Annotated in this window: 5 protein-coding genes; 1 reads left to right on the top strand and 4 read right to left on the bottom strand. The window is 69.6% G+C overall.

Annotated elements, in window-relative coordinates:
• Positions 1-568: 568 nt before the first annotated feature.
• From KGQ19_RS46175 to KGQ19_RS46165, 3 genes are all read right to left on the bottom strand, one after another.
• A complete protein-coding gene (locus KGQ19_RS46175; protein WP_212021565.1) occupies positions 569-2506 on the bottom strand; it encodes an aconitate hydratase in 1938 nt (645 codons plus the stop codon).
• Between the two features lie 215 nt (positions 2507-2721).
• Complete coding sequence (locus KGQ19_RS46170; protein WP_212021564.1) at positions 2722-3333, bottom strand: sigma-70 family RNA polymerase sigma factor; 612 nt, start codon at positions 3331-3333, stop codon at positions 2722-2724.
• 11 nt (positions 3334-3344) lie between these two features.
• On the bottom strand, positions 3345-3779 hold the full coding sequence (locus KGQ19_RS46165) for an ATP-binding protein (RefSeq protein WP_212021563.1): 435 nt from the start codon (positions 3777-3779) through the stop codon (positions 3345-3347).
• Between the two features lie 283 nt (positions 3780-4062).
• Here KGQ19_RS46165 and KGQ19_RS46160 point away from each other — a divergent pair, with 283 nt between their 5' ends.
• Positions 4063-4374, top strand: a complete 312-nt coding sequence (locus KGQ19_RS46160) for an STAS domain-containing protein (RefSeq protein ID WP_212021561.1) — start codon at positions 4063-4065, stop codon at positions 4372-4374.
• Between the two features lie 84 nt (positions 4375-4458).
• On the opposite strand, the gene KGQ19_RS50640 is transcribed toward KGQ19_RS46160, so the two are convergent.
• Complete coding sequence (locus KGQ19_RS50640; protein ID WP_230420476.1) at positions 4459-7308, bottom strand: MGH1-like glycoside hydrolase domain-containing protein; 2850 nt, start codon at positions 7306-7308, stop codon at positions 4459-4461.
• Positions 7309-7384: the final 76 nt, after the last annotated feature.

Raw genomic sequence — 7384 nt, 5'->3', positions numbered from 1 at the left:
CGCGGACTTTACCCCCGGACACCGGTGCTGTACCCCCCGGGCTGACGACGCGACCGAGGGGAACGGACCGCACCACCCCACAAACCGCCGCCGCTGAGACTCACCCAGCCACCCTAGGGAACCGCGCTAGTTTCCCTGAGGTTGCCGAGGCCCGCCGGAGGCCCGGCCCTTCATCACAGCCCTTGACCTTGACCTTGACCTTCAGATCTTGATCTTGCCTGCGCTGTTGATCTTGCTCTTGATCTGGCCTGTGTCCTTGTTCTGACTTGCCGGAGTTGAAGAGGCCTGAGGTGGGGCGGGGTTGTGAACGCGCGAACCGGCAGCCGACAAACACACCCACCACCACGAACCCCGAACCGGCACAACTATGACCGAAGGCCGTAAAAAGCTTCTAAAAACCACAGGCAAACCGCAACCCGGCCCACAACACCAGCCGACAACGGATCCCGCCCGGCGACCAGCGCGTCACGAACCCCGTCACGAACCCCGTCGCGAACGGCCGGGCAAAGCGTGCCTGACACGCCACTAATGATGCTCCGGGACCCTGCGGTAGGCGATGTTCTGAGCGCTAACTCCCACCACCCGCATGCTCAGCGATCCGCCCGCCAGCCCGAATCGTCGCGACCTGCCGCCCCGAAAGCCGGTGCCGCACCCGGAACTCCGTCCCCTGCGTGACGTCCCGCACCGTGAACTCCCCGTCGGCCAGCCCCTGTGCCAGTGCGTCAAGCTGCAGCTCGTCTCCGGGCTGGATGGCGTCGTAGTCGGCCGGGTCGGTGAATTCCAGGGGCAGTACGCCGAAGTTCACCAAGTTCGAGGAGTGGATGCGGGCGAAGGACTTCGCGATCACGATGCGCAGGCCCAGGGAGCGCGGGGCCAGCGCCGCGTGTTCGCGTGAGGAGCCTTGGCCGTAGTTCTCGCCGCCGATGACCGCGTGGTTGCCGAGTTCGCGGGCGCGGCGGGGGTAGGTCTCGTCCAGGCGGGTGAAGGAGAAGTCGGCGAGTTTGGCGATGTCGCTGCGGTATGGGAGTGCGGCGGCGCCGGCGGGCAGGATCTCGTCGGTGGAGACGTCGTCGCCTGCTTTCAGCGCTACCGGGATGTGCAGGGTGTCCGGCAGTGGGTCCAGCTCCGGCAGGGCGCCGATGCTCTCGGCCTTGGCGAGTTCGACTTCTTGGGCCAGGCCTGGTGGCAGCGGGTGCTCCAGCACCACGACGTCCGTGGACGCCGACTCCGGGAGGTCCAGGGTCGGGTAGTCGAAGCCGAGTTCCCGCGGGTCGGTGATGGCGCCGGTCAGTGCCGCGGCGGCGGCGGTCTCCGGGGAGCACAGCCACACCTGGTCGTCGGGGGTGCCGGAGCGGCCGGGGAAGTTGCGGGGGAAGGTGCGCAGGCTGTTGCGACCCTTCGCGGGGGCCTGGCCCATGCCGATGCAGCCCAGGCAGCCGGTCTGGTGCAGGCGCGCGCCGGAGCGGATCAGGTCCAGCGTCGCGCCGGTCTTGGTCAGGTCGGCCAGGATCTCGCGCGAGGTCGGGTTGACGTCGAGGGAGACCTGCGGGTGGGCGTGCCGGCCGCGCAGGACGGCGGCGACGATGGCGAAGTCGCGGAGCCCGGGATTGGCCGAGGAGCCCACGACCACCTGGTGCACCGGGGTGCCGGCGACTTCGCGCACGGGCACCACCGCGCCGGGCGAGCTGGGCTTGGCGATCAGCGGTTCCAGCGCGGCCAGGTCGATCTCGTCGGTGAGGTCGTAGTCGGCGTCCGGGTCGGCGGCGAGTGCGACGAAGTCGTCCTCGCGGCCCTCGGCGCGCAGGAAGTCGCGGACCCGGTCGTCGGCGGGGAAGACGGTGGCGGTGGCGCCGAGTTCGGCACCCATGTTGGCGATGACGTGCCGGTCCATCGCCGACAGCGACGCCACGCCGGGCCCGTGGTACTCGACGATCCGGTGCACCCCGCCCTTCACCCCGTGCCGGCGCAGCATCTCCAGCACCACGTCCTTGGCGCTCACCCAGTCCGGCAGCTCACCGGTCAGCCGCACGCCCCACACCCGCGGCATGGTCAGGTAGAGCGGCTCCCCGGCCATCGCGAGCGCCACCTCCAGGCCGCCGACGCCGATCGCCAGCATACCCAGCGAACCGGCGGCGCAGGTGTGGGAGTCCGAGCCGATCAGCGACTTGCCGGGGATCCCGAAGCGCTGCATGTGCACCGGATGCGACACGCCGCCGCCGGGCGGGGAGAACCACAGCCCGAAGCGCTGTGCGGCCGAGCGCAGGAACAGGTGGTCGGCCATGTTCCGCTCGTCGGCCTGGAGCAGGTTGTGGTCGACGTACTGCACCGAGACCTCGGTGCGGACGCGTTTGAGCCCGAGCGCCTCCAGCTCCAGCATCACCAGCGTCCCGGTGGCGTCCTGCGTCAGCGTCTGGTCCACGCGCAGCGCGATCTCGGACCCGGGCGTCATCTCGCCGCCCACCAGATGGGTCTGGATCAACTTGCGCGCCAAGTTCAAACCGGCCATTGCCATCGGGTGCCCGATGACCGGCGGACCAAACCCCCCGATTCCGGCCCCTCGGCCGCCGGCGACGCCCTGACCTCGCCGATCTTCGGCCGGTTCTGGGGGTCCCGGGCGGTCATCCGGGCGAGGACCCGGCACCACGGCGCAATGTCTGCTGCTGATGACCCGCCCGCGCCGCTCTACACGCTGTTCTACATGCCGCTCTCACTCATGGCTCGTCACTCGTCCTTCCCTCGCTCCGCATCCGCCCGACCCGGCCGCACGCCAAGCCCGCTACGCAGCTCCCCCAGAATGCGCGCCAGCAGCCGCGACACCTGCATCTGCGAGACGCCTATCTCCTCGCCGATCTCGGTCTGCGGCAGGCTGCGGAAGTAGCGCAGGAGCAGGATGCGCTTGTCGCGCCCGTCGAGTCCGGCCAGCGGCGGCTTCAGCGATTCGCGGTCGACGATCAGGTCGTAGGCGGGGTCGTCGGCGCCGAAAAGGTCGCCGAGGGTGGAGCCGTCGCCGTCGGCCATACCGACCGCGACGTCGAGGGAGGTCGCGTTGTAGACCGCTGCGGCGTCCATCGCGTCGGCGACCTCGTCGACGCCGGCGTCCAGGCGATGGGCCAGTTCGGTCACCGTCGGATCGCGTCCGAGCTGCTGGGCGAGCGATTCCCGGGCCTGGCGCAGGGCCCCGGACAGTTCCTGCATGTGGCGCGGCACGTGGACGTCCCACGTCGTGTCCCGGAAGTGGCGTTTGATCTCGGCGGCGATCACCGGCGTCGCGTAAGTGAGGAAAATGGTGTGGAACTCCTCATCGGGCCCTGGCCGGTCCTGGGTACCGTCCATGGCGGCCCCGCTCAAAGGTCCCGGGTGCCGCGGCGTTTCTCCAGTTCGACACGCACGGTGTCCCGGTCCTGCTCCCAGGCCAGCGTGTCGACCAGCGCCGTCAGGATGTTCCAGCCGAAGCCCTCGGTGTCCGGCGGCTCCGCGGCCTCGGCGGAGGCGATCACGGTCACCCGCAGCAGGTCGCCGTGCACCTGCGCCCGGCACTGGAGATCATTCGGCGCCGGGTCGGCCGACCGGTACCCGACCAGCAGGTTGCACGCCTCGTCCACGGCCAGCCGCAGATTGCCGATCTCCTCGATCGTGAAGCCGAATCCGGCGCCGAGTTGGGCCACCGCGGAGCGGACGATGGTGATGTAGTCCCTGTGCGCCGGCACAGTGAGCACCACGGAGGCGGCCCCGGGCGGCATCGGCCGATCGGCCCGGGTCATATCGATCCGCTGCGCCATGGTTCCACTCCCTCGGCCGTTCCACGCGGCGATTGGTTCTCTTCCATGCCGGGTGGCCGATTCTCCCGGGATCAAACATGTGCGTTATTTGTCAGGTACTGTCAACCGGTGCCGCCACGCTCATTTTCCCACAACCGTCCCGGCCCCACCTGCGGAAACACCTGCGAAAACATCGGCGGAAACGTCTGTGGGAAGACCGACGGGCCGGACGCGCGCCGGGTCGGATGGTGCGGGTCGGATAGTGTCGGACAGCAGACCTCGCGAGCCGGACAGGAGCAGGAGCATGCACGAGTTCTCGGTCACGGCGACCGCCCCGGGCCCGGCCGCCACCGTGGTCGTGACCGGCGACGTCGACCTGGCGACCGCCGACCGCCTGCACACCGCGGTCCGGCCGTTGGTCGTACCGGGAAGCGAGATCCGCGTCGACTGCGCGGGCGTGCAGTTCCTGGATTCCGCGGGGCTGCGCGTGCTGTTGGCCCTGGACCGCGCCACCCACGACGTCGGCGCGGCGCTGGTGCTCACGGCGCCTTCGGACGTCGTCACCAGGACGCTGAGGCTGGCCGGGGTGGCGGGGGTCTTCACAGTCCACTCCTGATCCGCGTCCTGGCATCAGAACACGGATCATCAGCACCGAAACAACGCACCAGCGGCACACCGGCAGCGCACCGCCACAGCCCGGCTAATAGCGCGGCGGCTGCCCCGACTCCCGCCGCAAGATCAGGTTGACCACCAGCGCCGTCCACCCGGTCTGGTGCGAGGCCCCGAGCCCGGCGCCGGTGTCGCCGTGGAAGTACTCGTGGAACGGGATCAGGTCGTGCCACGCGGGATCGTGCTGGAAGAGCTTCACGTCGCCGAACACCGGGCGGCGGCCGTCGGCGTCCTTCAGGAACAGCGACACCAGGCGGTGCGCGATGTCGTTGGCGATCTGGCGCAGCGTGGCCGGCGGACCGTCCGGCGCCGGGAACGGCGTGCGCCAGCTGTCGCCGAAGAACTCGTGGTAGCGGTCGAGCGCGTCGATGAGCATGTAGTTGACCGGGAACCACACCGGGCCGCGCCAGTTGGAGTTGCCGCCGAACATCACGGTCCGGGACTCGCCGGGTTCGTACTCCAGGGTGTAGCGCTTGCCGGCCACGGCCAGCGAGAACGGGTGGTCGTGGTGCTCCCGGGACAGGGCCCGCAGACCGTGGCCGGACAGGAACTCGTCCTCGTCCAGCATGTGCGTGAGCAGTCGGCCCAGCCGGTCCGGTCCGACCATCGCCAGCAGCCTGCGCTGGCCGCCGTCGGCGTCGTCGCCCAGGTGCTCGGTGTACTCGGGCCGGTTCGACTGGTACCAGCGCACCCGGTTCGACAACGCGGTGATCGAGCGCAGGTGCGAGGTCGGGACGGAGGTGGCCGCCGTCAGCGGCAGCAGACCGACCACCGAGCGGACCCGGACCGGGACCAGCCCGGTGCCGGGGACCTGGAGCACGTCGTAGAAGAACCCGTCCTGCTCCGACCACAGGCCGATCCGGTAGGCGGCCTCGGCGATCAGCGCGAAGTGCTCGTAGAACTTCGGGACCAGGTCATGGTAGGTGCTGTCCTTCCGGGCCAGGATCAGCGCCATCTCCATCATGTTCAGCGAGTACATCGCCATCCACGCGGTGCCGTCGCTCTGCTGCAGGAACGTCCCGGGCGGCAGCCCGTAGTGCCGGTCGAACGGGCCGATGTTGTCCAGGCCGAGGAAGCCGCCCTTGAAGACGTTGTCGCCGTCCGGGTCGGCGTGGTTGACCCACCAGGTGAAGTTCATCAGCAGCTTGCGGAACACCCGCTTGAGGAAGTCGAAGTCCCGTGCGCCGTCCAGGTGGAACACCTGGAGCGCGGCCCAGGCGTGGACCGGCGGGTTGTCGTCGTCGAAGTTCCACTCATAGGCGGGCATCTGGCCTGAGGAGTGCAGGTACCAGCCCTCCAAGAGCAGCTCCAGCTGCTGCTTGGCGAACGCCGGATCGACCCGGGCCAGGGCGACCGCGTGAAAGGCCAGGTCCCAGGCGGCGAACCACGGATACTCCCAGGCGTCGGGCATCGCGATGACGTCGCGCGCCGACAGATGCCACCAGCGGGCGTTGCGGCCCTGGTCGCGGCGGTCCTCGACCGGGTAGAGCGGGTCGCCCTTGAGCCAGCGGGCGGCGTTGTAGTGGTAGTACTGCTTCGACCACAGCAGCCCGCCGACGGCCTGGCGCAGCACCAGCGCCTCGTCGGCGGTGCAGCTGGCCGGGGTGAGCTCGGAGAAGAACTCGTCCGCCTCGGCTTCGCGGGCGGCCATCACGGTTTCGAAGCCGGGGCCGAGGTCCGGTGGCGCGTGGGTCGGGGCTTGTTCGGTGGCTGCGGGTTCGGAGCGTTCAGGACCGGAACGATCGGAGCCGGAGCGTTCGGAACCGGAGCGCTCGGGACCGGAGCGTTCCGAGCCGGACCGCTCGGGACGCTCGGAGACATCGGCGTCCTTGATGTCCGTGGCGTCTTTCGAGTCCTCGGTGTCCTCGGTGTCTTCGGTGCTCTCGGGGGACGCGCTGGAGTGCTCGGAGATGTCGGCGGCGTCCGGGCCGTCGGCGGTCAACCGAAGCCGGATCTGCGCGGACTCACCGGCCGGGACGGTGAGCACATAGTGCAGCGCGCCCTTGCTGCCGCTGCAATCCGGGTTGACGGTCGGTGCCCCGTGCACCACATGGTCGTTGATGCCGTCCTTCGGATAGCGCGACCGGCCGGGGACGCCCCACAACAACTGCCCGTTCGACTCGTTGTCACAGGCCAGCGGGGTCGGCGTCCCGTCGCCGGACAGCACGATCCGGCCCACGAACTTGTGGTCGCCGACCAGCTGCGCCCCCTCGCCCCGCACCACCGGGTAGTCGCCGTGGTCGGCGAGCCCCCAGGCCCAGGTGTTGCGGAACCACAGGGTGGGCAGCACGTGCAGCGTCGCCTCCCGCGGCCCGCGGTTCTCTACGGTGACCCTGATACAGATGTCGTGCGGCCCGGCCTTGGCGTAGTCGGCGGTCACCGACCAGTAGCGGCCCTCGTCGAAGACCCCGGTGTCGACGAGTTCGTACTCGGCGTCGTCCCCGCCGCGGCTTCGGTTCACCTCCACCAGGTCGTAATAGGGGAAGGCGTCCTGCGGGTAGTGGTAGCGCCAGCTCATCCAGGAGTGGGTCGGCGTGGAGTCCAGGTACCACCAGTACTCCTTGACGTCCTCGCCGTGGTTCCCCTCCGGACCGGTCAGCCCGAACAGCCGCTCCTTGAGGATCGGGTCGCGGCCGTTCCAGAACGCCAGCGCGAAGCAGAACCACTGCCGGTCGTCGCAGATCCCGGCCAGCCCGTCCTCGTTCCAGCGATAGGCCCGGGAGCGCGCGTGGTCGTGCGGGAAATAGTCCCAAGCCGTTCCGCCGGCAGAGTAGTCCTCGCGGACGGTCCCCCAGGCCCGCTCCGCCAGATACGGACCCCACGCACGCCACAGCACACGTCCGTCGTCGGCCGCGTCTAGGCGCGCCTGCTCGGCCTGCATGATCACCGACACTAAGGAGCACTGGCCGAGCCCGCACTCCGGGCTGTCGTTTGGGGGGCGGGCCATCGCTTGGGGG

The sequence above is a fragment of the Catenulispora pinistramenti genome (assembly GCF_018274385.1).
GTDB classification, from domain to species: Bacteria; Actinomycetota; Actinomycetes; order Streptomycetales; family Catenulisporaceae; genus Catenulispora; species Catenulispora pinistramenti.
The sequence above is the reverse complement of the archived record's forward strand: the minus strand, read 5'-3'. Positions and strand labels throughout refer to the sequence as shown.